Source organism: Variovorax sp. PMC12 (assembly GCF_003019815.1).
Lineage (GTDB): Bacteria > Pseudomonadota > Gammaproteobacteria > Burkholderiales > Burkholderiaceae_C > Variovorax.
Window position 1 is genome coordinate 698,297 of record NZ_CP027774.1, and the last position, 25,119, is coordinate 723,415.

Annotated in this window: 23 protein-coding genes; 11 read left to right on the top strand and 12 right to left on the bottom strand. The window is 67.9% G+C overall.

The window, feature by feature from the left end:
- Nucleotides 1-37: 37 nt before the first annotated feature.
- From C4F17_RS30640 to C4F17_RS30675, 8 genes are read right to left on the bottom strand one after another with little or no spacing between them, the layout of a single operon-like run.
- Nucleotides 38-1,120 carry a CaiB/BaiF CoA transferase family protein gene (locus tag C4F17_RS30640; protein ID WP_106938170.1) on the bottom strand — a complete coding sequence of 361 codons (1,083 nt, stop codon included), beginning with the start codon at nt 1,118-1,120 and terminating at the stop codon, nt 38-40.
- Nucleotides 1,117-1,578: a Zn-ribbon domain-containing OB-fold protein gene (locus tag C4F17_RS30645; protein ID WP_106938171.1), complete on the bottom strand. Its 462-nt coding sequence runs from the start codon at nt 1,576-1,578 to the stop codon at nt 1,117-1,119. Before C4F17_RS30645 ends, C4F17_RS30640 begins: the two co-directional genes overlap by 4 nt.
- Nucleotides 1,575-2,756: a thiolase C-terminal domain-containing protein gene (locus C4F17_RS30650; protein ID WP_106938172.1), complete on the bottom strand. Its 1,182-nt coding sequence runs from the start codon at nt 2,754-2,756 to the stop codon at nt 1,575-1,577. Before C4F17_RS30650 ends, C4F17_RS30645 begins: the two co-directional genes overlap by 4 nt.
- Nucleotides 2,753-4,045, bottom strand: a complete 1,293-nt coding sequence (locus tag C4F17_RS30655; protein ID WP_106938173.1) for a CaiB/BaiF CoA transferase family protein — start codon at nt 4,043-4,045, stop codon at nt 2,753-2,755. Before C4F17_RS30655 ends, C4F17_RS30650 begins: the two co-directional genes overlap by 4 nt.
- An 11-nt stretch (nt 4,046-4,056) precedes the next feature.
- Nucleotides 4,057-5,037 (bottom strand): Bug family tripartite tricarboxylate transporter substrate binding protein, encoded by a 981-nt coding sequence (locus tag C4F17_RS30660; RefSeq protein ID WP_106938174.1) that lies wholly within the window; start codon nt 5,035-5,037, stop codon nt 4,057-4,059.
- Between the two features lie 53 nt (nt 5,038-5,090).
- A complete protein-coding gene (locus C4F17_RS30665) occupies nt 5,091-5,825 on the bottom strand; it encodes a FadR/GntR family transcriptional regulator (RefSeq protein WP_106938175.1) in 735 nt (244 codons plus the stop codon).
- 14 nt (nt 5,826-5,839) lie between these two features.
- The gene (locus C4F17_RS30670; protein WP_106938176.1) at nt 5,840-6,799 is read right to left on the bottom strand and encodes a PDR/VanB family oxidoreductase; all 960 of its coding nucleotides are present in this window, start codon (nt 6,797-6,799) and stop codon (nt 5,840-5,842) included.
- Nucleotides 6,796-8,115 carry a Rieske 2Fe-2S domain-containing protein gene (locus C4F17_RS30675; protein ID WP_106938177.1) on the bottom strand — a complete coding sequence of 440 codons (1,320 nt, stop codon included), beginning with the start codon at nt 8,113-8,115 and terminating at the stop codon, nt 6,796-6,798. Before C4F17_RS30675 ends, C4F17_RS30670 begins: the two co-directional genes overlap by 4 nt.
- A 170-nt stretch (nt 8,116-8,285) precedes the next feature.
- On the opposite strand from C4F17_RS30675, the gene C4F17_RS30680 reads away from it, so the two are divergent.
- Complete coding sequence (locus tag C4F17_RS30680) at nt 8,286-8,996, top strand: nitroreductase (protein WP_106938178.1); 711 nt, start codon at nt 8,286-8,288, stop codon at nt 8,994-8,996.
- Nucleotides 8,997-9,027: 31 nt separating this feature from the next.
- Here C4F17_RS30680 and C4F17_RS30685 read toward each other — a convergent pair whose 3' ends face one another.
- The gene (locus C4F17_RS30685; RefSeq protein WP_159053782.1) at nt 9,028-9,999 is read right to left on the bottom strand and encodes a Bug family tripartite tricarboxylate transporter substrate binding protein; all 972 of its coding nucleotides are present in this window, start codon (nt 9,997-9,999) and stop codon (nt 9,028-9,030) included.
- 148 nt (nt 10,000-10,147) lie between these two features.
- Between C4F17_RS30685 and C4F17_RS30690 the strand changes: the two genes are divergently transcribed.
- Nucleotides 10,148-10,876 carry a FadR/GntR family transcriptional regulator gene (locus C4F17_RS30690; protein WP_106938179.1) on the top strand — a complete coding sequence of 243 codons (729 nt, stop codon included), beginning with the start codon at nt 10,148-10,150 and terminating at the stop codon, nt 10,874-10,876.
- A gap of 6 nt (nt 10,877-10,882) precedes the next feature.
- On the opposite strand, the gene C4F17_RS30695 is transcribed toward C4F17_RS30690, so the two are convergent.
- Nucleotides 10,883-13,135 (bottom strand): acyl-CoA dehydrogenase, encoded by a 2,253-nt coding sequence (locus tag C4F17_RS30695; protein ID WP_106938180.1) that lies wholly within the window; start codon nt 13,133-13,135, stop codon nt 10,883-10,885.
- 141 nt (nt 13,136-13,276) lie between these two features.
- On the opposite strand from C4F17_RS30695, the gene C4F17_RS30700 reads away from it, so the two are divergent.
- The 5 genes from C4F17_RS30700 to C4F17_RS30720 all read left to right on the top strand — a co-directional run bounded on the left by C4F17_RS30700 (nt 13,277) and on the right by C4F17_RS30720 (nt 18,272).
- Entirely contained in the window at nt 13,277-14,161 is an 885-nt protein-coding gene (locus C4F17_RS30700) for a FadR/GntR family transcriptional regulator (RefSeq protein ID WP_106938181.1), read from the top strand.
- A 134-nt stretch (nt 14,162-14,295) separates the two neighbouring features.
- On the top strand, nt 14,296-15,093 hold the full coding sequence (locus C4F17_RS30705; RefSeq protein WP_106938182.1) for a CoA-transferase subunit beta: 798 nt from the start codon (nt 14,296-14,298) through the stop codon (nt 15,091-15,093).
- Between the two features lie 11 nt (nt 15,094-15,104).
- Nucleotides 15,105-15,995 (top strand): CoA transferase subunit A, encoded by an 891-nt coding sequence (locus C4F17_RS30710; protein ID WP_106938183.1) that lies wholly within the window; start codon nt 15,105-15,107, stop codon nt 15,993-15,995.
- Between the two features lie 10 nt (nt 15,996-16,005).
- Nucleotides 16,006-17,205, top strand: a complete 1,200-nt coding sequence (locus tag C4F17_RS30715) for a CaiB/BaiF CoA transferase family protein (RefSeq protein WP_106938184.1) — start codon at nt 16,006-16,008, stop codon at nt 17,203-17,205.
- A gap of 38 nt (nt 17,206-17,243) precedes the next feature.
- A complete protein-coding gene (locus C4F17_RS30720; protein WP_081268889.1) occupies nt 17,244-18,272 on the top strand; it encodes a Bug family tripartite tricarboxylate transporter substrate binding protein in 1,029 nt (342 codons plus the stop codon).
- 71 nt (nt 18,273-18,343) lie between these two features.
- Here the strand turns inward: C4F17_RS30720 and C4F17_RS30725 are convergent, their stop codons facing one another.
- Nucleotides 18,344-18,742: a Zn-ribbon domain-containing OB-fold protein gene (locus tag C4F17_RS30725; protein WP_106938185.1), complete on the bottom strand. Its 399-nt coding sequence runs from the start codon at nt 18,740-18,742 to the stop codon at nt 18,344-18,346.
- 1 nt (nt 18,743) lies between these two features.
- Entirely contained in the window at nt 18,744-19,913 is a 1,170-nt protein-coding gene (locus C4F17_RS30730) for a thiolase domain-containing protein (RefSeq protein WP_106938186.1), read from the bottom strand.
- A 136-nt stretch (nt 19,914-20,049) separates the two neighbouring features.
- Between C4F17_RS30730 and C4F17_RS30735 the strand changes: the two genes are divergently transcribed.
- From C4F17_RS30735 to C4F17_RS30750, 4 genes are read left to right on the top strand one after another with little or no spacing between them, the layout of a single operon-like run.
- Complete coding sequence (locus C4F17_RS30735; RefSeq protein WP_106938187.1) at nt 20,050-21,624, top strand: AMP-binding protein; 1,575 nt, start codon at nt 20,050-20,052, stop codon at nt 21,622-21,624.
- Nucleotides 21,611-23,254: a long-chain-fatty-acid--CoA ligase gene (locus tag C4F17_RS30740; RefSeq protein WP_106938188.1), complete on the top strand. Its 1,644-nt coding sequence runs from the start codon at nt 21,611-21,613 to the stop codon at nt 23,252-23,254. Before C4F17_RS30735 ends, C4F17_RS30740 begins: the two co-directional genes overlap by 14 nt.
- A gap of 57 nt (nt 23,255-23,311) precedes the next feature.
- Nucleotides 23,312-24,085, top strand: coding sequence for an SDR family NAD(P)-dependent oxidoreductase (locus C4F17_RS30745; protein ID WP_106938189.1), 774 nt, complete (start codon nt 23,312-23,314; stop codon nt 24,083-24,085).
- Nucleotides 24,086-24,095: 10 nt separating this feature from the next.
- Nucleotides 24,096-25,064 carry an NAD(P)H-dependent flavin oxidoreductase gene (locus tag C4F17_RS30750; RefSeq protein ID WP_106938190.1) on the top strand — a complete coding sequence of 323 codons (969 nt, stop codon included), beginning with the start codon at nt 24,096-24,098 and terminating at the stop codon, nt 25,062-25,064.
- The last annotated feature ends 55 nt before the right edge of the window (nt 25,065-25,119 follow it).

A 25,119-nucleotide genomic window follows, 5' to 3' on the forward strand; every position in this document is an offset into this window, starting at 1 on the left:
CGCGACCACCGGTGGCCGCCGGTGCTGGATCGCACCATCATTCCCAACGGCGCAGCACCTGCTCCAGGCCTTGGGCCTGCGACGGCGCCGCTCCTTGAATGTTCGATGGTGTCCGCGAAAAACGCGGCGCTGGTGCGGGGTGTGTCACACCCTCCACATCGACGAACGCATCGCGCGCGACCTGATGCGGGTGAGCGCGCGCCTCGCCGAGTGCGAGCACCGGCGCGAAGCAGGCGTCGCTTCCTTCCAGCAACGCAGTCCATTCGTCGCGCGTGCGGATCAGGAAGATGCGCTCCAGCTCCGCGCGCAATGCGGGCCAGCGCGCCCGGTCGTTCTGCGCATCGCGCAGGGCGGGGTCCACGCCGAGGCGTTCGCACAGGTCCGCAAAGAACTGGGGCTCGATGGGGCCTATGCACACATGCTGCGCGTCGGCCGTCGCGTAGGTGCCGTAGTACGGTGCCCCGCCGTCCAGCGTGTTGCGGCCGCGCTGCTCGACGAAGGTTCCGCGCAGTGCGCTGCTGGCGAACAGGCTCATCAGCGAATTCACTCCGTCGGTGATGGCCGCATCTACCACCTGCCCCCGTCCCGAGCGCTTCGTCTCGTGCAGCGCCGCCAGGATGCCCACGACCAGGTACAGGCTGCCGCCCCCGTAGTCCCCGACCAGATTGAGCGGCGGCACCGGCGCGCCACCCAGGGCGCCGATGGCGTGCAGGGCTCCGGTCAGCGCGATGTAGTTGATGTCGTGGCCGGCCGACTGCGCCAGCGGTCCGTATTGGCCCCAGCCGGTCATGCGGCCGTAGACCAGGCGCGGGTTGCGTGCCGCGATCACGTCGGGTCCCAGGCCCAGGCGCTCCATCACCCCGGGGCGAAAGCCTTCGACCAGCACGTCCGCGCGGTCCACGAGTTGCAGCACCTGCGCGCGCGCCTCCGGGCTCTTCAGGTCGGCGAGCACCACGCTGCGGCCCCGGCCGGTGATGTCGCTGCGGTCGCCGAGCTTGCGGCCCGGCCGGTCGATGGTGACCACGTCGGCGCCCATGTCGCTCAGCAGCATGCAAGCGAAAGGACCGGGTCCGAGCCCTGCGAACTCGACCACCTTCAAGCCTTCGAGAGGCCCGCTCATGACGCACCCCTCAGTCGCCATTGGAGCAGCGAGAACGCCGGTTGCGCTTGCGGGTGATGTTCGTACACACCCTCGACCTCGGCGCCCATGGCCACTGTCTGCATCGGGTCGCCCAGCAGGTTGCCGACCATTCGCACATGGCCGGCGTCGAGCAGCTCGACGAGCACCACGAGGTAGGCGCCCCGCCCTTTCAGGGCCGCATGCGCCGGGTGCCATACACGCTCCCAGCTGAAGATGCGCCCGCGCGGCGCCACCTCTTCCCAGGCCGGGTCGAATGCGTGGCAGCGGTGGCACAGCCACTCGGGGCCGAATTGCCAGGTGCCGCATGCGACGCAATGCTGCACGCGCAACCGGCCCTCGCGAAGGCCCGACCAATAAGGCGCCGAGAGGCCGTCGGGCTCCGGCACCGGAACCGGCAAGCCGGGCGGCAGGTAGTGCGTGGTCGTCGTGTCGTTCACAGCACGTTCTCCGATGCCAGCAGCAGGTCGCTCACGGGGGTGACCATCGGCCCGCCGATCACCAGCGCCACGTCGCTGCGGCGGGCCTGGCTGGTGGAGGTGCCGCGCACCTGGCGCACGGCCTCCAGCACCAGCTCGAAGCCGTGCATGTAGCACTCCGCCAGGTTGCCGCCGCTGGTGTTCAGCGGCAGCCGGCCCGCGGGCGCGAGCAGGTTGTCGAGCGTGAGGAATTCGTTCGCCTCGTCGGGGCGGAAGAATCCGTGTTCGGCCAGCGCCATCGCCACGCCGCCGGTGAAGTTCTCGTAGCTTTGCACCACGCCGACATCGGCGGGCGTGATGCCGGCCATGGCGTACAGCTCGGGTGCCACCGTGGTGAAGCTCGCGCTCGCGTAGTCCGGCGCATTGTGGGGAATGGCGCCTGCGCGGTAGCCCGAGCCGGTCGCCGCGCCGAGCAGGTAGGCAGGCTTGCACGCGAAGTCTTTTGCGCGCTCGGCGGCCACCAGCACGATGGCCGCGGCGCCGTCGTTTTCCATGCAGCAGTCGTACAGGTGGAAGGGCTCGCAGATCCAGCGGGAGGCGTCGTAGGTGGCTGCGTCCAGCGGCTTGCCGTGCATCACGGCACGTGGGTTCGCTTGCGCATGATGGTAGGAGGCCATGGCGATGGCGCGCATCGCTTCCTGCCGCACACCGTGCTCGTGCATGAAGCGTTGCACGCGCATGGCGAAGCGTTGCGGCGGCGAGAGCATGCCGTAGGGCATCAGGTAGGCCTTCTCGCCGGAGATGGTGTCCACGCCCTGCACCTGGCCGAAGCGGCCGTTCTGCCCTTGTGCCAGCGCGCGGAACACCACCACGCAATCGGCCAGCCCGGCGGCAATGGCTGCCGCGCCGTTGGCCACGGCCGCGCAGCACCCGCCGCCGCCGCCGCCCCATTGCATGGTCGCGCTGCGCAGGCGGTGTGTGCCCAGCGCTGCCGCCAGGCGCGATGCGTCGCTGCGGTCGTCGCTGTACGAGGCGAAGCCGTCAATGTCCCTCGGGTCGATGCCCGCGTCCGCGCAGGCCGCGATGATCGCCTTCAGCGCGAGCTTGAACTCGGCGTCGGGCGACTGCCCGTGCTTGTAGTACGGCGTCTCGCCGATGCCGACGATGGCGACACGGCCGCGCAGCGACCTTGGCGTCATGCTGGCGCGCCAGCGGTCTCGTGCCGCACGGCCGGTGGACCGAAGGCGCCGGCCTGGGCCAGCCCTGCCAGCCGGGCATCGTCGTAGCCGAGCGCCTCGCGCAGCACCTCGTGCGTGTGCTGCCCGACGGTGGGAGCAGCCACCGGGTCGGCGATGGGCGTGTGGCCAAAGCGAATGGGCAGCGCCATGTTGGGCACCCAGCCGACGCCCGGATGCGGAATGCGCGTGACCAGCCGCCGCTCGCGCGCCTCCGGAGAGCGAATCGCCTCGCCCACCGAGCGCACCTCTCCGCACGGCACGCCGGCCGCGCGCATGCGCGCCTGCCAGTGCGACCACGGCTGCAGCGCAAAGGCTTCGCCCAGGAGCGCAAAAAGTTCTTCGCGCCGCGCGGAGCGCTCGCGTCCGTTGGCGAAGCGCGGGTCGTCGGCCACGTCCGGCCGCTCGATCACCTGTGTCATCAGCCGCTGGAAGATCTTGTTGTTGCCGCAGTTGATGTAGAACGAACGGTCTTGCGCTTCGAACACGCCCGAAGGGCAGGTGTCGGGGCTGGTGTTGCCATGGCGCTGGGGCTCGGCGCCGCTGAACACATGCTGCAGCGTGGCGTAGCCCGTCATCAGCACGGCGTTGTCGAACAGCGCGACTTCCATCGACTGGCCGTGTCCGGTGCGCTCGCGCGCCACCAGTGCGCCGAGTATGGCGTTGGACGCCATCATCGCGGTGCTGATGTCCATCACCGGTGACAACGCGCGCACGCCCTGCCGGTCGGCATAGCCGTTCATCGACACGAAGCCGCTCTCGGCCTGGGCAATGGGGTCGAAGCCCAGGCGGTCGGCAAATGCACCTTCGCGTCCATAGGCCGAGACCGAGCAATAGACCACCTCCGGGTTGGTCCTGCGGATGCTTTCGTAGTCCAGGCCGAAGCGCTCCATCACACCGGTGGAGAAATTCTCGACCACCACGTCGGCCGTGGCCACCAGCGCGCGCGCCACTTCCAGCCCTTCGGGTGTCTTCAGGTCGAGCGCCACGCTGCGCTTGTTGCGGTTCGACCAGAGAAAGGGCGCGCCCTGGGCGAGCTCGGGGTGTACCGGCGGGTATTGGCGAAAGTCGTCGCCCCGCCCGGGGGCCTCGATCTTCAACACGTCCGCGCCCATGTCGGCCAGCATCATGGTGGCGAACGGGCCCGCGATGAAGTGCGTGAAGTCGACCACCTTGATGCCTTCGAGCGCCTGCGGCGCGCCCGCGGGGCGGGGCGTGTGTTCGGGGAAATCGGTTTCGAGGTTTTCAAGCATGAAGGTGGTTCTCACATCTGTATGTTGGCTTTGCGCACGACCGGGCCCCACTGCGCCATTTCGTCGCGGATGAGCTTCTCGAGTTCCTGCGGCGTGCTGCTGCGCGCCTCGACGTTGCGCTCGGAGAACATCTTTCGCACTTCGGGTCGCGCGACAGCGGTGCTTACCGCGGCCTGCAGCCTGGCGATGACGTCCTGGGGAGTGTCCTTGGGCGCGAGCACGCCGAACCATGCCGAGCTCCTGAAGCCTGGCAGGTCGTCCGCGATGGCCGGCAGGCCCGGCACCGTTTCGGTGGGCTTGAGCGTGCCCACCGCGAGGTAGCGCACCTTGCCCGAATTGACGAGCGTGGCGCCGTCCAGGCCGGTGACGAAGGCGGCCTGCAGCTGGCCGCCGGCAAAGGCCGTCATCATCGGCGCGCCGCCGTTGTACGGAATGTGCTGCAGCTTCAGGCCCGCGGCCTCGTTGAAGTATTCGGCCGTGAGGTGCGACAGCGAACCGTTGCCGACGGAGCCGATGTTCAAGGACGTGCCGTTCTTCTTCGCGTACGCGAGGAACTCCTTCATCGTCCTGGCGGGGCTGTCGGCGGGCACGGCCAGGATCATCGGCGTGATGGCCACGGTGGAGACGGGCCGCAGGTCTTTCAGCTCGTCGTACGGCACCTTGCGCATCAGCCCGACCACGGCGTTGGGGCCGGTGTTGCCGAACACCAGCGTGTAGCCGTCGGCCGGGGCCTTCGCGACGTAGTCCACCCCGATGGTGCCCCCCGCCCCGGGTTTGTTCTCGACGATGACGGTCTGGCCCAGCGTCTCGCTCAGCGATTGCTGGATGGCGCGCGCGAGCTGGTCGGTGCTGCCACCGGCGGCATACGGCACGATCATGCGAATCGGCTTGCTCGGGTAGTTGCCTTGGGCGAATGCGGGCGACACGCCGGCCGCGAGCCACATGCACGCGGTGCACAGCAGGGTGCGTCGGGGGAGGAATGCGGGTTTCATGGTGAGGTCTCCTTGTTTTCGTGAATGCGTGGGCCGGTTCGGGTCGGATCGATTCAGTTGCCGAGCACGGTCGACCAGTAGCTGCGGGCGCGGTCCATGTGCTGCAGGATGAGCAGCTGCGCCTTGGCCGAATCTCTTGCGCGGATGTGTTCGAACAGCCGGCGGTGGTCGCGCAGCGAGGCCTTGCCTTGTGCCGTGTCCTCGAACATGGCCTGGCGGCGCTCGCCCGTGAACCGGTAGAAGGCATGCAGCACGCGCACCAGCACCGAGTTGTGCGTGGCGTCGACCAGCGCGATATGGAACTCGGTGTCGGCGGCGGCGATGTTTCCGTGTTGCAACAGCACTTCTTCGGTACGCCGCAGCACGGCTTCCATGCACTCCAGGTCGGCGTCGGTGCGGCGCTGGCAGGCGAGGCCGGCGGCCAGCACTTCCAGGTGACCGCGCACTTCCATCGTCTCCGCCACCTCCACCGGCGTGGGCGTGCCGCCCATGTCGGTGAGCATCACGAGCGCCTCGAAGCTGGATTCGCGCTCCACGTGCCGCAGATAGATGCCCGAGTTGGGCCGCGACTCGACGATGCGCAGCGTGACCAGCGTGGCGAGCGCCTCGCGCACGGCGTTGCGGCCCACGCCCAGGCGCTCGGCCAGGTCGCGCTCCGAGGGCAGCCGGTCGCCGGGTTGCAGGCGGCGGTCGCGCAGGTACGCCAGGATGCCGGCAATGGCGCCCTGGCCGGCGTGGCTGCCGGCAGGTTCCTGCGCCTCGGCGGAGGGGGCGAGCTTGGTGGCCATGGTGTGCCTGCCGCTCAAAGGTCGAGCACCAGCGTCTTCGAGCGCGCGCCGGAGCAGCAGATCATGATGCTGTCGTTGGCCTGCTTTTCCTCGGCGCTCAGGAAGTCGTCGCGATGGTCGGGCTCGCCCGCGATCACCTTGGTGCGGCAGGTGCCGCACACGCCGGCAGTGCAGGCGTACGTAACGTCGACGGCGTGGTCGAGCAGCGTGTCGAGAATGGTCTTGCCCGGCGCCACGGCAAGGCGCTGGCCGCTGCGCTCCAGCACCACGTCGTAGCCGCCTTCGGTGGCCGCCTCGCTGGCGGCGGCGAAGCGCTCGAAGTGCACCGTGGCCGCGGGCCGCGGACTACAGGCTGCGAGGAAGGCGTCGATCATGCGCGCCGGGCCGCAACAGTACAGGTGCGTGCCCTGTGGCGCCTCGCGCACGATGGCGGCGATGTCGAGCCGGTCGGTGCGCGAAGAGCCGAAGCAGAAATCGACCTCGCGCCCGTCGCCCGCCATGGCGCGCAGTGCGTCGGCGTAGGCGGTCTCGCGCGGCGAGCGGCTCGCGTAGTGCAGGCGCCACGGCCGGCCGAGCTCGCGCAGCCGGCGCAGCATCGACATGATCGGGGTGATGCCGATGCCGCCCGCGATGAACACGGAATGCGCCGCGTCTTCCACCAGGGCGAAGTCGTTGCTCGGTGGCGTGGCGCGCAGGCGGTCGCCCACGCGCGGCGTGGCGTGCATCCACGCAGAGCCGCCCTGGCCTTCGGCGTCGCGCTGCACCGCCACCACGTAGCGGCCGCCGTCGGAGGGTGCGTTGACCAGCGAATAGCTGCGCACCATGCCGTGCGGCAGGTGCAGGTCGATGTGCGCGCCGGCGGTGAAGGCGGGCAGCGCGCAGTCGTCGGCCGAAACGAACTCGTACGACGCGATGCCCTCCGCCTCCAGCCGGATCTGGCGCAGGCGCAGGTCGATGGGAGCGGGCATGTTCATGGCGTGTAGCCGAAGTCGGCGCCCAGCCGCGCGGTCATTGCCTCGCGCCCCGAATCGTTCCACGACTCGCTGGCAGGCAGTGTGAGAGACACCGCGCGCACCATCGGCAGGTCGGGGTCTTCGATGCGCGGCGGGCGCTGCTGGCGCACCGAGAGGTTGCGCACGGTTTCCAGCAGCAGCCGGCGCGTCATGGCGATGCCGGTGTCGCTCATGCCCAGGTGCTCTTTCGATCGGTCGTAGATCGGCGCGACGCCCGACTGGCAGGCCGCGTCCTGCACCCACAACCCGGGCAGGCCGGAGAACCACGTCTTGGTCTGCGCGTCGTAGTTGAAGAGGAACGCGCTCTGCAGGTTGAACCTGGTCCAGTACTTCGCGTAGGGCTCGGTGGGCGGGCGCGGCGCATAGGCGTTGACGCTCGGGTGGCCGGTCTCCCGGCCCGCGTGGCCGTTGTCGAAGATCTTGCGGGTCTTCTCGTAGAACGGCTGCGTCGGGTGGTACGAGAACATGATGCACAGCGTGTGGTAATCGTCCAGCGGCACCCAGGCGTGGCCGCTGAGCTCGGGGTACTGCGACTGCGGCGGTACCAGCGTGTAGAAGGGCAGAAGGAACTGGTTCACGCGCCAGTAGTGCGTGCGCTCGTCGAGCACGCGCTTCGAAGCCACGCTCATGCCGAAGTCCTGCCGCTTGCATTCGAAGGTGGGACGCAGGTCTTTCTTGGCGGTCCAGTCGCTGATGGCGCCCTGCTGGTCGATGCGCCCGTGCAGGATGGGGGCGTGCGCCGAGTCGATCTCGCCTTCCACCGCCTGCAGCCAGTTGCACTCCTGCACGCGGAAGCTCACGTACACGTTCTCCTCAGGCACCAGGTTCCACTCCAGGTTGGGCAGCGGCGGCAGGTTGTCGCGGTCGGGCCCCATGTAGGTCCAGGCGATGCCGTTGCGCTCGCGGCAGGGGTAGTTCTTGATCTGGACCGTGTCCTTCAACCGGCTCTGCGCGGGCTCGGCCGGCGTATCGAGCACATGGCCGTCCACGCCGAACTTCCAGCCGTGGTAGATGCAGCGCACGCCGCAGTCTTCGTTGCGCCCGAAGACCAGCGGCGCGCCGCGGTGCGGGCAGGCATGGTCGATCAGGCCGACGCGGCCTTCGCTGTCGCGAAACGCCAGCAGCTCTTCGCCCAGCAGGCGCACGCGCTGGGGCTGCCCGTCGGCCTGGAGATCGCGGCTGGGCAGGAAGGGAATCCAGTAGAGGCGCATCAGTTGCCCCATCGGGGTGCCGGCGCCGACGCGGACCAGGGTTTCGTTGTCTTCGTGGGAGAGCATGGAAGCAGATTCCTTATGGAGCAGGTGCGGGGCGGACACGGGCCCTGGTTCTGGTGTGTCCACTTTGGAGAACCAAATTGGTAGAACCAATGCTAGCTTTCGGCAACCGGGCCTGTAAAGCTGGAAGATCAATAACCTTTAGAATGGATCAACCATAGGAGTTTTTATCGATGGACCCTGAGACAAGGAATGCGCACGACGCCGCCAATGCCGCGCAGGCCGCCGCCTTCGACGCCGTGCTCGACGCCCGCTACAGCTGCCGCGGCTATCTCGCGGAGCCTGTGCCGCGCGAGGTGATCGACGCCATCCTGCGGGCCGCGCAGCGCACTGCCTCGTGGTGCAACTCGCAGCCATGGCAGATCGCGGTGACCAGCGCGGCCGCCACCGAGCGCTTGCGCCTGGCCATGGCCACCCCGGAGGCATCGGCCGACCCGTCCTTCGACATCGCGCCCCCCGCCGAATACCGCGGCGTGTACCGCGACCGGCGGCGGGAATGCGGCTTCCAGCTGTACGAAAGCGTGGGCATCGCGCATGGCGACCGCGAGGCCTCGGCACGGCAGGCTGCGTTGAACTTCGGCTTCTTCGGTGCGCCGCACATGGCGCTGGTCACCACCGAGGCGGTGCTGGGCACCTACGGCGTGCTCGACTGCGGCGCATACGTGAGCAACTTCATGCTGGCAGCCCGCGCGCGGGGCGTCGCGAGCATTGCGCAGGCGGCCATCGCTTCGCGCGCGAAGTTCCTGCACCGCTGGTTCGACGTTCCGGAAGATCGCCAGGTGGTCTGCGGAATTTCTTTCGGCTACGAAGACGCGGCGCACCCCGCGAACCAGTTCCGCACCACGCGCGCCACCCTCGGCGAAGCGAGCCGCTGGATCGACTGAGCGAGGCGGTGGTCCGGGCTCCGAGTGACGCTCAGAGCTTGATGCGACCGGAAGCCACCAGCTTCTTGGTCAGCTCCAGCTGCTCGGCGAGAAAGGCCGAGAGCTTGGCCGGGCCCCATCCTGCGGGCTCGAAGCCCAGTTCGAGCAGCTTGGGAGCCACGTCAGGCAATTTGACGATGCGCGCCATCTCGGTCGAGAGCTTGTCGATGATCGCCTTAGGTGTGCCGGCCGGTGCAAACAGCGCACCGAAACCCGGCATCACGACTTCGGGGTATCCGGCCTCAGCGAAGGTCGGCACGTCGGGATACAGCGGAAACCGGCTCGGGCTTGCGACTGCCAGCGCACGGATTTTTCCGGGGTAGCGGGAAACGCCCCCCAGCGACACGACTGCCGTGTCGATCTGGCCGCCGATGAGGTCCTGCAGCGCGGGTGCTTCACCCTTGTAGGGCACATGCACAGTCTCGATGCCCGCCGTCATGTTGAGCAACTCGCCGACGAAGTTGCCGCCCGATCCGGGCCCGTACGAGCCGTAGGAAATCTTGCCGGGCTTGCTCTTGGCGAGGTCCACCAGTTGCTTCAGCGTCTTGATGTTCAGCGATTCGCGCACGCCGATGGCAATGGGCGTGAGCGCCAGCATGCTGATGGGCGCGAGCTCCGACATTTTGTAGGTCTGGGTGGGTTGGAGCACCAGGTTGCTGATCAGCGCGCTGTAGTTGACCAGCAGCGTGTAGCCGTCGGGTGTGGCACGTGCCACGGTGGCGGCCGCGATGGCACCGCTCGCGCCGGCCCTCGATTCGACGATGCTCGGCTGGCCCCAGGCCTCGGTGAGCTTCTGTCCGATGACCCGCATCATGGTGTCGTGCCCCCCGCCGGCCGCCGTCGGGATGATGAACTTGATGACGTTGTTCGGATAGGCCGGGTCGGCCCAGGCGAACGAGGGCAGGGAGGCGGCCCCCGCGATGGCGAGGCCGGTGGCGAGGGTATGGCGGCGCGCTGGGTTCATCGGATGTCTCCTGGTTCGTCTTTGATTTGCATTGGTTGAACCATAGTTAGTTCTGCCACAATGGTCAATCCGCATCTGCCCGGGCAGGCACACTGTCGGCTCCGAGCCCAGCGCTTCCATCGTTCGTGACCTAGAGGAGGAAAAAGCCATGTCGGAAACCACCCCCGTTTTTGCGCCCGTGCGCATGCGCCGCGCATTCGAAGCCATCTGCGACCAGATCCGCCAGCAGCTGGCGGACGGCCAGCTCGCCGCGGGTGACAGGCTGCCCAGCGAAAAGGAACTGTCGGAGCAGTTCGGCGTGAGCCGCAGCGGCGTGCGCGAGGCATTGCGAAGCCTCGAGATGGCCGGCATGGTGGAGGCGCTGACCGGCATCAACGGCGGCTTCTACATCAAGCAATCGCATCCCGACGGCATCACGCAGGCGGTGCGCGACATGGTGGCCCTCAACCAGGTTCCGGTGTCCGACGTGACCGAGGCGCGCATCCTGCTGTGCGACCTGGCGATCAAGCTGGCCTGCGAGCGCGCCACCGACGAAGACTTCGCGGCCATCGAGGCCGACATCGACCGCTTCGCGGAGCTGGTCAGGCAAGGCAAGCCGGTGCGCGACAGCGCGCTGATCACCGAGTTCTACCGGCTCATCGGCCGCGCGACGCACAACGAGGTGATCGTGATGCTGATCGACGCGCTGTCGGAGATATTGCGCGGGCTCATCGCGCAGCTGCAGGCGCCGCACAGCAACGTGGTGCAGGTGCGCCGCAAGGTGCTGCGCCTCATGCGCGATCGCGATGCGGCCAAGGCCAGCGCGGCGTTGGCCAAGCACCTGACTGCGCTGCACCTCCTGCTGGAAGACATGGAGCGCAAGAAGGCGCAGCGCTGAGCCGGTTCAGCGGGGCAGGCCGAGCCCGCGCTGGGCGATCAAGGTTCGCTGGATCTCGTTGGTGCCGATGCTGATCACCCACATCAGCGAATGGCGCAGGTTCTGCTCGATGCGGCCCTGGAGCAGGGCGCCGGGACTGCCTTCCGACAAGGTGCCTTCCATGCCGAGAATGTCGAGTGCCACCTCGCCGAAGCGCTCCATCAGTTCACCCGAGTACACCTTGCTGGCGGCCGCGTCGTGCAACGGTGTTTCGCCGGCGTCCACACGCTCGGCGCAATGCATCATCATCTGGCGCCCCACCTCGATCTGCGACGCCAGTTTGCCGATCTGTTCCCGTACCAGCGGATCCAGCCGCATCGCACGCCCATCCAGCTGCGCGCCGCGGATGTAGTCGCACAGCAGCTCGAAGGCGTGCGCAACCTTCATTACGATGCCCCCGCCGATGAAGCCGCGCTCCGTGGCCAGAGCACCCACCAGCACCTTCCAGCCGCCGTTCAGCTCGCCGACCATCGCGTCGGCGGGAACGCGCACGTTGTCGTAGAACACGTTGGCGAAACTGCCGCCGTACATGGTGGTCGAGGTCTTGACGGTGATGCCGGGCGTGTCCATCGGCACGATGAACAGGCTCAGCCCGGCGTGCGGGGGGCTGGCGTCGGGGTCGGTGCGGGTGGCCAGCAGCATGTATTCGCCCCAATAGGTGGTGGTCCAGATCTTCTGGCCATTGATGACGTAGTGATCGCCGTCGCGCACGGCGCGCGTGCGCATGGAGGCAAGGTCGGAGCCTGAGTCGGGTTCGCTGTATCCCATGCCGTAGATGGCCTCGCCGCGCAGGATCTGCGGGAGGTAGCGCTCCTGCTGCGCCGGCGTGCCGTGCACCTGCAGCATGGCCGCCTGCACGGGGGCGCCGGCACGCGGCGCTTCGGCGCGCTCCATTTCCTCGACGAACGCGAGCTGTTCGAACGCACCCCGCGCCTGGCCGCCGAAGCGCTCGGGCCAGCCCAGTCCGATCCAGCCGGTCTTCCCCAGGTCGCGCGCGAAGTCGCGGTCGTACTCTCGCTGCTTGAATCCCAGGCGGTCGTGCGCTGCCTTGCGTTCACCCGACCAGTGCACCTTCAGCCATGCGCGCACCTCTTCGCGGAAGGCGTTGCCCTGGGCCCCGAGATCGTATTCGGGCAGCGCGTGGGGCACCTCGCCCAGGAAGTAGTCGGCAAGGTCCTCCTTGGCACGGCGCATGCCGCCGTGGCGCAGGACGTCGAGATGGACCTGCTTGAAATGCCGCGGCGCTTCGTGCTCTTCGCTGTAGCCGATGGCTCCGAAAGTGTGCTGGGTCTCGAGCGCCACCTGGCGAAGGGCGTCGCCGGCGACGGCGCAGGCGGCGTGCGCGAAGACGCGCCAGTTGCCGGTGCCCAGATCGTGCTGCCGCGCGGCATTGGCCAGCGTGAGCTGCGCGCCCATCAGCGCGATCTGGTTGTTCGCGAGCTTGTGCTGGATGGCCTGGAAGCTCCCGATCGGGCGGCCGAACTGCTTGCGCTCGCCGGCGTACGCGACCGCCATCTCGAAGGCACGCGCGGCGGCGCCCTCGGCGCGCGCGCACAGCGCCAGGCGGCTCATGAGCTGGAGGTCGTCCAGCGCCTGGGCCGATACGGCGAGCAGCGTGGCCGGCACGTCGAGCAGCGTGACGCGGCACATGCCGCTGGCGCCCATGGCCGGCGTGGCGTCGATTCGCACGCCAGGGGCGCCGGCGTCGACCAGCGCGAGGCCCGTGACGGCCGCCGTGCCCGTGACAGCGACTGCGAAATGGGTCGCGCTGTCCGCCGCCTCCAGGAAAGAAAGCTCACCGGTCACGCTGCTGCCGGCCAGGGTGGCGCCGCCCGCGCTGCGGTCGCCGTCGAAGGCGCCGAGTGCCAGTACCACGCGCGCCTCCCCGGTGCGCGCCGCTTCGAGCAGCGCGTGCTCGTCGCCAGCCGCGGTGCGCAGGGCGGCCAGATGGAGCAGTGCGATGTGATGCAGCGGCACCGGGCAGGCGGCGCGGCCCATCTCCTCCATCGTGATCACGATCTCCCGCAGGCCGCCCTCGCTGCGATCGCTGCCGAGCGCGGTCAGGCCCTGGTCGGCGAGCTGGCGCCACGCCTCTTTCACGCGGCCGGGGTCCCTCGCCCATTCCACGGCGTTGGCGCAGGGCCAGTGCCTGGACAGGAAGCCTCGCACCGAATCGCGCAGCATGGCGCGTTCTTCGTCACTGGGCATGTCGTGCTGCATCGTCGGATTCTCCTGAAATTCATCAATGGTACAACCATTGTGAATAAATAGGACGGGGGAGTAGACGCTCGGCGGTGCGAGGCCGCGCATTTATCATTGGCTCAAAGGTCCAACTTTTATGGGTTCTCCGGGAGAAACAACATGAACGCCAAAGAATCGCAAACCACGCAGCCGCAGGCCGCCGCGCCGGTGTCGGCCGCGAGGTTCCAGGTCATCCGCTCGGCGCGAGCCTTCGAGGAAATAGCCCAGCAGATACGCACCGAGCTGGCGCAGGGGCGGCTCAAGGTCGGCACTCGGCTGCCGTCGGAGCGCGCGCTGTCCGAGCAGTTCGGCGTGTCGCGCAACACGCTGCGCGAGGCGCTTCGCTCGCTGGAGCACGCCGGGCTCATCCGGCTGCAGAAGGGGGCTACGGGCGGCGCCTTCATCAGCGGGCGCAGTGGCGACGCGATCGCCACGGGCCTGATGGACATGTATCACATGGGGGCCATCCAGCCCGAGCAACTGACCGAGGCGCGCATCTGGCTCGAGTCGATCCTGGTGCGCGAGGCCTGCGCGCGTGCCACGCCGGCCGACATCGAGGCGCTGAGCAGCAACATCGACGCGGCCGAGGAGGCCACGCGCAACGACGACTTTCCCGCGCGCGCCGCCACCAACCTCGAGTTCCACCGCATCCTGGCGCGAATGACGGGCAACCCGATCATGGTGATCGTGATGAACGGCGTGCTCAACGTGCTGGCGGAGTTCATCGGCCAGGTCGGCCACTACGAGAACGCCTACGTGCTGCCGTCTCGCCGCCGTTTCCTGAAGCACCTCGCCGCACGGGATTCGGACGCCGCGGTGGCGGAGATGGAATCCATCCTCAAGCGACTGCAGCGCAGCTACCTGTCGAAGATCGAGGGCGGCGATGCGCAGGAGGCCGAGGCAGCTTCGGCCGCCGCGAAGACGCGCGCCAAGCCGGCCGCCAAATCCACCGCCAAGCCGGCATCCAAGCCCGCAGCTAAGCCAGCCACGAAGACGCCGCGCTAGCTGTTCCAGCAGCCCATCGCCAACCGCTCGCCGAAATGCGAGCGGTTTTTTTTTCCGACCCGAGGCCAATCCCGCTTGACAGCGCGCAGTCGAATTTCTAGCATTTAGCAATGGTTCAACCAAAAATGGGTTCTATGACGCAAGACAACGACAAGCCTTCGACGGGAGAGTTGCTCGCCGTGTTGCTGGCGCGTGATTTCGAGGACGGCGAAAAAGTCATCATCGGAACCAACTCCGATATCCAGCTGGCCGCCTGCAACCTCGCGCGAAAAATGCAGGCGCCGCGGCTGTGGTGGATATCAGGCCCCGGCGGCATGGTCAACCCGGTGCGCAACCACCTGCTGTCCACCGCCGACTCGGAGAACATCGAGTCTTCGGAGGCCTGGATGGACCTTCCGAACATGATCGACTTCATCGACTGGAAGATCCACTTCTTCGACTTCGCGATCCTGTCGGCGCTGCAGGTCGACCGTTTTGGCAACATCAACACGGTGGTGGTCGGTGACCAGGCAAAGCCGAAAGTGCGCGGCCCCGGCACGGTCGGCATCAGCGCACTGTGCGGGCTGGCCAAGCGCTTCTACGTGGCGCTCACGCGCCATGACAAGAGCGCCTTCGTGCCCCGCGTGGACTTTCTCTGCGGCCCCGGTCACATGGAAGGCGGCAACTCCCGCGAAGAGGCCGGCCTGCCCGCGGGCGGCCCGAAGCTGGTGGTGTCGCCGCTGGGCGTGTTCGACTTCGAGCCGGTTTCCAAGGCCATGCGCGTGCGCTCGGTGCATCCGGGCGTGACGCTCGAACAGATCCATGCCGCCACCGGTTTCGAGATGCGGGTCGACGGCACGCCGCTCGTCACCGCGATGCCATCCGCAGAAGAGCTGCATCTCCTGCGCACCCACGTCGACACCCGCGGCACCCTTCGCCGCAAATTTCCCTGACAAGGCGCCTCATGAGCAACAAGAACAAACTGATTTCGCTGGACGAGGCCGTGGCGGTCGTCAAGGACGGGGACCGGGTGGGCCTGGGCGGCTGGATCTTCAATGCACAGCCGATGGCGCTGGTGCGTGCACTCATCCGCAAGGGCGTGCGCAACCTCGACCTGGTCCCCGCGCCCGGCTCCATCGCCCCCGACATGCTGATTGGCGCCGGTTGCGCGCGCAGCACCGCCTGCGTGTTCATCAGCTTCGAGCAGTTCGGCCTGGCCCCGCACTTTCGCCGCCAGGCCGAGGCCGGCACGCTGAAGGTGTACGAACTCGACGGCCCTGGCATCGCCGGCGGCCTGCGCGCCGGCATCTGCGACATGCCGTGGACCGCCATTCCGGACCTGGGCACCGACCTGCCGCGCCACACGCCCGAGCACTATTGGCCCCTGCCGTCGAAGCCCGGCGAGCGCAGGATGCTGGCCGCCGCCGCCATCAAGCCGGACGTGTGCCTGCTGCATGCCCAGCAGGCCGACGAATACGGCAACGTGCAGTACCTGGCGACGCCGTTCTTCGACGCCATGCTCGCGCAGGCTTCGCGCCACGTGATCGTCTCGGTCGACCGCATCGTGTCGAGCGACACCATCCGCCGCTCGAACCACCTGACCAAGCTGCCGAGCGTGATGGTCGATGCCGTGGTGGAGGCGCCCTACGGCGCGCACCCCACGTCGTCGCCCTCGCTGTATCGCGCGGACGAGCGCCACCTGAAGGAGTACGTGAAGGCCAGCGTGAGCGACGAAGCCTTCGCCGCGTACCTGAAGCGATACGCCCGCGATGCGGGCACCCACGGTGACTACCTCGATACGCTCGGCGCGTCCCGCCTCGCGGGGCTTGCCGTGTCCGAGTCGAACCTCGCCTGAAAGCCACCCGATGAGCAACACCCCAGCCGCCAAGCCCGGCATCCTGGACGGCGTGCGCGTCCTCGACTTCACCGCGATGATGTCCGGCCCGTACTGCACGCGGCTCATGGCCGACCTCGGTGCCGAGGTCATCAAGGTCGAGCCGCCCGAGGGCGACTACATCCGCCTGCGTGCCCCGCGCCGGGAAGGCCGAAGCACCTACTTCGCGCAACTCAACGCCGGCAAGAAGAGCCTGGCGCTCGACCTCAAGAAGCCCGAAGCCATCGCGCTGATCCGCGAGATGGTGTCGAAGTGCGACGTGGTCGTCGAGAACTACCGTCCCGGCGTCATGAAGCGGCTCGGGCTCGACTACACGTCGCTCTCCGCGCTGAACCCGAAGCTGGTGTACTGCTCGATCTCGGGCTTTGGCCAGGAAGGCGACTGGGCTGGCCGAAGCGCCTACGCGCCGGTGTTGCATGCGGCCAGCGGCTACGACATGGCCAACCTCGACTACCAGGAAGGCGATGTGGAGCGGCCGTTGAAGAACGGCATCTTCGTGGCCGACGTGCTGGGTGGCTCGCTGGCGTTCGGTGCAGTGCAGAGCGCGCTGTTTCGCGCCGCGCGCACGGGCGAGGGCGACCACGTCGACCTGTCGCTGATGGATGCGATGCTCGGCATGCTGGTGTACGAATGCCAGGAGGCGCAGTTTCCGGCCGAGCGGCGCCGGCCGCTCTACCGCCCCACGAAGGCCAGGGACGGTTTCCTGCTGATCGCGCCCGTGAGCCAGAACAACTTCGAGGCGCTCGCGCGCGGCACCGGGCACCCGGAGTGGATCACCGATCCGCGCTTCGCCATCAGCCAGGACCGCGAGCACCACTGGGGCGAGCTGATGCAGTTGCTGGACGACTGGGCCGGCCCGCAAAGCGCGGCCGAATGCGAGGCGGCCATGAACGCGGCCGGCGTGCCATGTTCGCGCTACTTCACCGTGCGCGAGGCGATGCAACTGCCGCCGCTGCAGGAGCGGCAGGCGTTCCAGACCATCGACGACGGCTCGGGGCCTTTCCAGGTTCCGAACCCCGCCTTTCGCTTTGCCCGGACCGCCGCGCATGCGCGCAACAGCGTGCCGGCGCTGGGCGGCGACGGCCCCGCGTTGCTCGGCAGCCTGCTGGGCCTGAGCGACGAACGCGTTGCCGCATTGCGGGAAAGCCGCACGCTGCACGTGCATGGGTGACAGAGGGCTTTTTTCGTGCACAAGAACAGGAGACAAGCATGCCGACGATCGAATGGAAGCGTCTTTTCAGACCAAGGGTGAACGCAAAGGCGAAGGCCAGGCTGCTGTGGACCGCGCTGCTGGCCGCGGGCGCGATGGCATTGCCGCAGGCCGGCATCGCGCAAGCGTCGAGCTTTCCCAACAAGCCGATCACCATCATCGTGCCGTACCCGCCGGGCGGCACCACCGACGTGCTGGCGCGGGTGCTGCAGGAGCCGATGCAGCGCTTCCTCAAGCAGCCGGTGATCATCGAGAACAAGGCGGGCGCTTCCGCGGTGCTGGGCACCAAGTTCGTGGCGAAGTCGCCACCCAATGGCTACACGCTGCTGTTCCCCAACAACGGCCTCGTGATCTCGCCGCAGGTGTCGAAGGACGCCGACTATGCGCCGCTGAAAGACTTCGCGCCCATCTCGCTGGTCTCGCTGCAGCCGATGATCCTGGTGGTGAACCCGGCGGTGCCCGCCAAGTCGGTGCAGGAGCTCATCGACTACGCCAAGGCCAACCCCGGAAAGCTCGACTTCGCAACCGCCGGGCCGGCCTCGTTCGGCCACCTGGCGACCGAACTGTTCAGCCGCAGGGCCGGCATCCGGATGACGCACATCCCCTACAAGGGGCAGGCGCCGACCACGCAGGCGATCCTCACCGGCGAGTCGAAGGTGCTGCTGAGCACGAGTTCGTCGCAGATGAATGCGTTCATCAAGGACGGCAAGGTGCGGCTGCTCGGTGTTTCTTCACTGCAGCCGTCGCCGTTGGCGCCGGGCGCGCCGCCCATTGCGAACACGCTGGCCGGCTTCAATCCCGAAGTGTGGTTTGGGCTGTTCGCACCCGCCGGTACGCCGCGCGATGTGGTGGCCAAGCTCAACGAGGCCATCGTCAAGTCGCTGGCATTGCCTGAAGTCAAGGAGAAGTTCGAAACCGCCGGCGCCTTTGCCACCGGCAGCACGCCCGAGCAGCTCGGCGCGCGCATCGCCGAGGAATACGGCACCTGGACGACGGTGATACGCGAGGCGGACATCAAGTCCGAATAGGCACCTCGCTTCTTGCACCGGCAAGCAAAAAGGGCCGCGACAATCGCGGCCCTTTTGTCGTCCGCGCCCGCTCAGGCAGGCTTGAACATCGGGATCGCGAAGCCGCCTTCTGCCGGCTTGAAGCTGACCTCGACCCGGTCACCGATGCGCAGCGCATCGAGGTCGCAGTCGACGATGTTGGTGAGCATGGTCAGGCCCTCGTCCAGCGTCACGTAGGCGAGCGCATAGGGAATGGGCCCCGCCCGCCGCGTCACGCTCACGCTGTAGATCATGCCCTTGCCCGACGCGTCCACCCATTCGGTGTCGCCCAGGCAGTAGGGGCACAGCGCGCGCGGATACCAGTGCAGCTTCGCACAGGCGGTGCAGCGCTTGATGCGCAGCACGCCTTCCTTCGCGGCACTCCAGTAGGCCTCGGTGGCCGCATCGACAATCGGCGCGCCCAACGGGCGCTCTTGGTACATCGTGGTCATTTCAGCTTCTCTCCATGATCAATGTGGCGCTGCCGTGGCGTGAGCCCAGCAGGCCGCCGGTGCCTTGGGCCAGCGCAAGGCGGCAGTCGGGCACCTGCACCTTGGGGTGCGCTTCGCCGCGCAACTGGCGAACCGCCTCGATCACCTTGGTGATGCCGCCGCGGTTGGCCGGATGGTTGTTGCACAGGCCGCCGCCGTCGGTGTTGAACGGGAGCTTGCCGATGCCGGAGATGAGGTTGCCGTCCATCACGAACCTGCCGCCTTCGCCTTTCCTGCAGAAGCCCAGGTCTTCCAGCTGCATCAGCACGGTGATGGTGAAGCTGTCGTAGATCGACGCGTATTGAATGTCCGCCGGCGTCACGCCCGCCTCCGCGAATGCGATGGGGCCCGACACGGCCGCGCCCGAGTAGGTGAGGTCGACCTGCCCGTTGGCCTGGCCCTTCACGGTTTCGCCCGCGCCGAGCACGGTGACGATGGGGCGCTTCAGCGCGCGCGCGATTTCGGGGCGCACCACCAGCAGTGCGCCGCCTCCGTCGCTCACCACGCAGCAGTCGAGCTTGTGCAGCGGGTCGGAGATCATGGGCGAAGCCAGCACCTCTTCCACCGTGACCGGTTCGCGCAGCATCGCATGCGGGTTGTGCTGCGCATGCGCCGCGGCCGCGACCTTGATCCATGCGAGCTGCTCGCTGGTGGTGCCGAACTCGTGCATGTGGCGCGCCGCGGCCAGCGCGTACATGTTGACGGTGACGGGCGCGTAGGGCATCTCCCAGGGCACGTCCGGTGTGGCTGCGGTCACGTTGCGCGGACCCGTGCCCACGGTGCTGGCCTCGCTGCGCGGGCGGCCGGCCAGCGTGATCAGCGCTACGTTGCACTTGCCCGCGGCAATCGCCTGCGCCGCGTGGGAGACCTGGATCAGGTAGGCGGAGCCGCCCGTGTCGGTGGTGTCGACATGGCGCACCTTCAGCCCGAGGTAGTCGACCATGCTGAGCGGCCCGAGGCCGGGCGCGTCGCCGGCGCAGAAGTAGCCGTCGACGTCCTGCAGCGACAGGCCGGCGTCGGCCAGCGCGCCGCGTGCGCATTCGGCGTGCAGCTGCGCCACGGTCTTGTCGGGCGCCTTGCGCGTGGGGTGTTCGAAAGCGCCCGCGATGCAGGCCTGTCGTTTGATGCTCATTGATTGCTCCGTGTTCTTGCCCGTGCGGGGCCATGAAATCGACCGGATCCAGCGTCTCGCAAGGCTTGACGGTGTTTCGGTCTCATCATTATCATTGGTTCAACCAAAATAAATCAATACGCAAACGCGTTCAGCGATGAACCAGAACCTCTACGCTCAGTTCGAGCAGCGCTTTCCGCACGACGACGGTGCGCCCGCCATGGTGTTGCCGGGCGGGCGGCTCTACACCTACGGCCACTTGAAGAGCGAAAGCGCGCGCTACGCGCGGCTGCTCACGTCGCTGGGCGCGCAGCCCGGCGACCGCATCGCGGTGCAGGTGGAAAAGTCGGCTTCGGCCGTCTTCCTGTACCTGGGCGCGCTGCGCGCCGGTTGCGTCTTCGTGCCGATGAATCCCGCCTACCAAAGCGGTGAACTGGCCCACTTGCTGGGGGACGCGCGGCCGCATGTGTTCGTGGTCCGCCCGCAGGCCGCGGCCCAGGGGCGTGTGCTGGCCGCGGCGGCCGGCGTGCCCCATGTACTTGTACTGGGCGATGACGGGGAAGGCGAAATTGCGCAGGCGGCGGCCCGGCAGGTGCCGCGCTCGGCCATCGCGCAGCGCAGCGCCGACGACCTTGCGGCAATCCTGTACACGTCCGGCACGACGGGGCGGCCCAAGGGCGCGATGCTGACACACCGCAACCTGGGCGTGGGCGTGAGCACGCTGCATCGGTTCTGGGCGTTCGAGCCCGGCGACGTGCTGCTGCACATCCTGCCGATCTATCACTTCCACGGCCTGTTCGTTGCCTTGCACTGTGCACTGTGGAACGGCAGCGCGATGCGGTTCGAGCCGCGATTCGATGCCGCGCGCGCCGTCGCGCTGCTCTCGTCGAGCACCGTGTGCATGGGCGTGCCGACGCATTACGTCCGCATGCTCGGCGAACCCGGGCTCGACGTCGCCGCATGCCGCGGCATGCGGCTGTTCGTCTCGGGCTCGGCTCCCTTGCTGGCGGACACCTTCAACGCGTTCCGGCGACGCAGCGGCCACGCCATCCTCGAGCGCTACGGCATGACGGAGGGCGGCATGTTCGCGTCCAACCCCTACCTCGGGGAGCGCCGCTGCGGCACGGTGGGCCGTGCGCTGCCCGGTGTATCTCTGCGCGTGGTCGATGCCGGGGGCGCGTCGGCTGCGCCGGGAGAGACGGGGCAGATCCAGGTGAGGGGCGCCAACGTCTTCGCCGGTTATTGGCGGCTGCCGGAGAAGACCTCCGAAGAGCACACGGTCGACGGCTTCTTCAAGACCGGCGACCTGGGCCGGTTGAGCGAAGACGGCTACCTCACCATCGTGGGGCGCGACAAGGACCTCGTCATTTCGGGCGGACTCAACGTCTACCCCAAGGAAATCGAGGAGGTCATCGACGCGTTACCGGGCGTGCGAGAGTCGGCCGTCATCGGGCTGGCGCATCCGGACTTCGGCGAAGCGGTGGTTGCCGTGGTGGTGCGCGATACGTCGATCGACTGCACCGCGGTCCCGCAGGCCGCGGACGTTGTCGGTGCGGTGAAGGCCAGCCTGGCGGCGTTCAAGGTGCCCAAGACCGTTCATTTCGTCGAGGAACTGCCCCGCAACACGATGGGCAAGGTGCAGAAGAACCTGCTGCGCGAACGCTTTGCTCCCGGCCCGGGTGCAAGTGCAGCAAAGAACACCAGAAAGAAGAGACAACATGACCCCGCATGAGCTCAGCACGTGGCCGCACAGCTTGCCGCGCGACATCGATATCCCACCCACCAACCTGTGTGCCAACCTCCTGGTGTCGGCCATGCGCTACCCCGACAGGGCCGTGCTGGTCGACGACTTCGGCAGCCTCGGCTACGCCGAGCTGGTCGATCAGGTCGAGCGCATCGCAGCCTTCCTGCAGAACGAACTGGGTGTGCAGCGCGGCGACCGGGTGCTGATCTACCTGCAGAACGGACGCGGCTGGATCGCGGCCTACTTCGCCATCCTGCGCATCAATGCGGTCGTGGTGCCGGTGAATCCGATGAACAGGCGCGACGAGCTACCGCACTACCTCAGCGACACGGGCGCGGTGGCTGCCTTCTGCAGCGCAGACAACGTGGCGGAACTGCTTGCCGCGCCCGCGGCCCAGCAGCTGCGCCGCGTGATCGTGGTGGGCAACCCGGGGCCGGCCGAGATGCAGCCCGAATCCGCGCAAGGTCCGTCGCGCACGACAGGCCTGCGCCGCGTGCTCGCCGCGGCCTCCGGCGCGTTGCAGCCGCTGGAGCATCTGCCGGACGCGCTGGCCCTCATTCTCTACAGCTCGGGCTCCACCGGTGCGCCCAAGGGCTGCATGCACACCCACCGCACGCTCATGGCCAGCACCGTGATCGTCGCGCACTGGATGGGGCTGGTGCCGCACTCGGTCCAGCTGGTGGCGCTGCCTTACTTCCACATCACGGGCATGCAGAACCTGATGAACGCGCCCATCTACGGCGGCGGCACGCTGGTGTTGATGAAGCGCTGGAACCGCGACGAAGCCGCGGAGCTCATCGCGCGCCACCGCGTGAGCCATTGGACGGCGATGCCGACGATGGTGATCGACTTTCTCTCGAGCCCGCACCTTGCGGAATACGACCTGAGCTCCGTGCGGCGCATCGGCGGCGGCGGAGCAGGCATGCCCGAGGCGGTGGGCGAACGCCTGAAGGCGCTGACGGGGCTGGACTTCCTGGAAGGCTACGGCCTCTCGGAGACCGCGCACGTGTCGGGCAATCCGCCTGCCGCGTTCAAACGGCAGTGCCTGGGCGTGCCGCTGTTCAACACGGACCTGCGCATCGTCGACCCCGACACGCTGGCCGAGCTGCCGCCCGGCGAGGTGGGTGAGATCGTGATGGCGGGGCCGCAGGTGTTCGTCGGCTACTGGCGCAACGAGGAGGCCACGCGCACCGCCACGCTGGAGATGAACGGCAAGCGCTTCGTGCGCAGCGGTGACCTCGGCCGGCGCGACGAGGAGGGCTACTTCTTCATCGTCGACCGCCTCAAGCGCATGGTCAACGCGTCGGGCTACAAGGTCTGGCCGGCGGAGGTGGAGGCGATGCTTCACGAGCACCCGGCCATCGCCGAGGCATGCGTGATAGCGGCCGTCGACGCCTACCGCGGGGAGACGGTGAAGGCGGTGGTCGTGTTGCGCGATGCGCAGGCCGGCGTGCGAGAGGCCGACATCATCGAGTGGGCCCGCAACAAGATGGCCGCCTACAAGTACCCGCGCCTGGTCGAGTTCGTCGCGGAACTGCCGAAGTCGCCTACCGGAAAGATCGCCTGGCGCCAGCTGCAGGACGCCGAGCGCGCGAAAACCCTGCGTGCCGCGGCTTGATGCCGGCGCGCAATCCAAATCTCATTGGTTCAACCAAACTAAAGCAACAGGATTTTCATGCAGAATCTAGTCACTCTGGAAGGCCGCACGATCGTCGTCACCGGCGCGGGGCAGGGCATTGGCAAGGCCATTGCTGAGCTGGTCGTCGACCTGGGCGGCAACGTGGTTGCCGTCGACCTGAATCCCGATACGCTCAAGTCCGCGATGGCAGAGCTTCCTTCGGCGCGCGTGCAGCAGGTGGTCGGCAGCGTCACCGACGCGGCGCTGGCGGCCAGCGCGGTCGAGGAAGCGGTGGCCCGCTTCGGCGGCGTGCACGGCCTTGTCAACAACGCGGGCATCACACGCCCCGCCATGATCGAGAAGATGACGGCCCAGCAGTGGCAGGACGTGATCGATGTGCACCTGACCGGCACCTTCTTCTGGCTCCAGGCCGTGGGCCGCCACATGGTGTCGCGGGCCAAGAGCGGAGACACCAGCGGTGGCGCCATCGTCAACATTTCCTCGGACGCGGGCCGCAAGGGCTCCATCGGCCAGGTCAACTACGCCGCCGCCAAGGCGGGCATGCTCGGCGTCACCATGACGGCGGCGCGCGAATGGGGAAAGTACAACATACGCACCAACTCGATCTGCTTCGGCGTGGTCGAGACGCCAATGACCGAGGTGGTGCGCGGCGAGAAATTCCGTGACGGCATGCTGGCGCAGATTCCACTGGGTCGCTGGTCGACGCCGCAGGAAGTGGTGAAGACGGTGTGCTTCCTGATGTCCGATGCCGCCTCGTACATCACCGGGCAGCACCTGGGGGTGAACGGCGGCTTCCACATCAGCCTGTAGGCGCCCGACCGTGAAGACGCGCCTCACCGAACTGCTCGGTATACGCTATCCGATCGTGCAGGGCGGCATGCAGTGGGTCGGCCGCGCCGAGATGGCCTCGGCCGTATCGAACGCTGGCGGCCTGGGCATGCTCACGGCGCTCACGCAGCCCACGCCCGAGGACCTGGCGCGCGAAATAGAGCGCTGCCGCGGCATGACGGACAAGCCCTTCGGCGTGAACGTGACCATGCTGCGCAGCGTGAATCCTCCTCCCTACGAGCGCATCTTCGCCACCATCGTCGAGAGCGGCGTGAAGGTCGTCGAGACCGCAGGCAACGTGCCCGCCGAGGTGGTCGCCCTGCTCAAGCGCAGCGGCATCGCCGTGCTGCACAAGTGCACCTCGGTGCGCCACGCGGTGGCCGCGGAAAAGCGCGGCGTGGATGTCATCAGCATCGACGGCTTCGAATGTGCCGGCCATCCGGGCGAGGACGATGTGCCCGGGCTGGTGCTGATCCCCGCCGCCACGCGTGCGCTTGAAATCCCCGTCATCGCCTCGGGCGGCATTGCCGATGGACGCGGCATGGCCGCCGCGCTGGTGCTGGGCGCCGAGGGCGTGAACATGGGCACGCGCTTCGTCTGCACGCAGGAGGCGCCTGTGCACGACGCCATCAAGCAGGCGCTGGTGAATGGCAGCGAGCGCGACACGCGTCTGATTTTCCGCAGCATGGGCAACACCGCGCGCGTGTTCGCGAATGCAGTTGCGAACGAGGTCATCGCCACCGAGCGGCGCCCCGGCGGCTGCGCCTTCGAAGACGTTCGCGCGCTGGTGTCCGGCGCGCGCGGCAAGGCTGCGCTCGAATCCGGCGAAGTGGACGCCGGTCCCGTCTGGGCTGGCCAGGTGATCGGATTGATCGACGACGTGCCGACGTGCGCAGCCTTGCTGGAGCGCATGGTGGCCGAGTGCCGCCAGCAACTGGCACGCGCGGCTGCATTCTTCTAGGGCCGCCGACTCGCATGCGAGATCGTGGCACCGAAGCGCTTGCAGGCTTCATCCG